Source organism: Rhodocytophaga aerolata, from assembly GCF_030503435.1.
Lineage (GTDB): Bacteria > Bacteroidota > Bacteroidia > Cytophagales > 172606-1 > Rhodocytophaga > Rhodocytophaga aerolata.
This window is the reverse complement of sequence record NZ_JAUKPO010000161.1, coordinates 1-1,215: the sequence shown is the minus strand read 5'-3', so window position 1 is coordinate 1,215 and position 1,215 is coordinate 1. Positions and strand designations below refer to the sequence as shown.

1 protein-coding gene is annotated in these 1,215 nt (G+C 44.9%); it reads left to right on the top strand.

Annotated elements, in window-relative coordinates:
* On the top strand, nt 1-1,215 hold a 1,215-nt coding region (locus tag Q0590_RS37315; RefSeq protein WP_302042782.1), incomplete at both ends, for a hypothetical protein.

Genomic DNA, 1,215 nt, shown 5'->3' with positions numbered 1-1,215 from the left:
AGACGATCAATGGGGTAGCTTACAATGGAGTAAACACCAAGATCAACTCCCTACTAATCGAGCCAGCTTCTTCGAACACTAACATACTTAGCTTTACTCCCTCAAGCTTAAATTTTACAGTGCCAGTAAATGGCACAGTGACAGCTCAAAAAGCTACGCTTAGTGCCAACAGCGGAACCCCTGCCGTTAGCTTAAGCAAATCTGCCAACAGCAACTGGTTAGTGTTACCGGCTAATGCAACCGGTGAGCTTTCTTTTGGCATCAATGCGGCAGGCCTTGCTGCCGGTACGTACACAGCTACCGTTACTGCTTCAGCCACCGGTTACAGCAGCGCTGCCCTGCAAGTAAACCTGACAGTAAGTTCATCTACACAAGTTGCCGTAATTAGTGTAAGTAATAATGAACTTATTTTTGATGGATTAAAAAGCACAACTATTACCAAGCGCTTAACCATCACCAATACCGGTGGTCAAACCCTAAACCTGGGTAACCTGACAATCAGTGGAGTCAATGCAAGCAATTTTAGACTAGACAATATTGTAGTAGAAGGGGAACCTACCGGCAATGCAATTGCACCCAATGAAACTAAAACAATTCAACTATCATTTATACCGGGCAGTGCTGTTTCTACATTCAATGCAATACTGAATGTACCCAGCGATGCATCAAACAATCCGGCATTAAGCATTAGCTTATATGGTTTGTCATTAAATGGATATGAAGGAAGCAATGAGCCGCCTTTACAAACGGTAGTGGATGTACTGGGATATAAAATTAACGTAGGATGGACGACTTTAGCCGATGGAGTTGAAGCAACACTGAAAGGAGAAGAAGTAGCTGTACAACTGTTCAAAAAAGCAGCAGCAGGTGTAGTTACCATCACACCGGTAGCCCGGTACTCGCCTAATCAGGAATTACCTTTTGGCTTTTATACCAAGCAAAATGATGCGCCTGTACGAACAGGCGTTGGAACACTCTCGGGCGTGTCCGGTCAGCATCAAGCTTTGTTCCCGCAGATTGTAGCCGGTTCTGACCGCTTCGATCCACAAACAAATACATTCGGCATATTCGTGCAGGGTCTGCAGGATAGATTATCGTATACAGAAGATCCATTGAATGCCGGCGGACCTGCCCTGCATGCAGTACGTACTTATCCGCTAAAAGACCGTCAGGGAGTACTAGTACCTAACAGTTACCTGGTTTGTTTTGAAGATG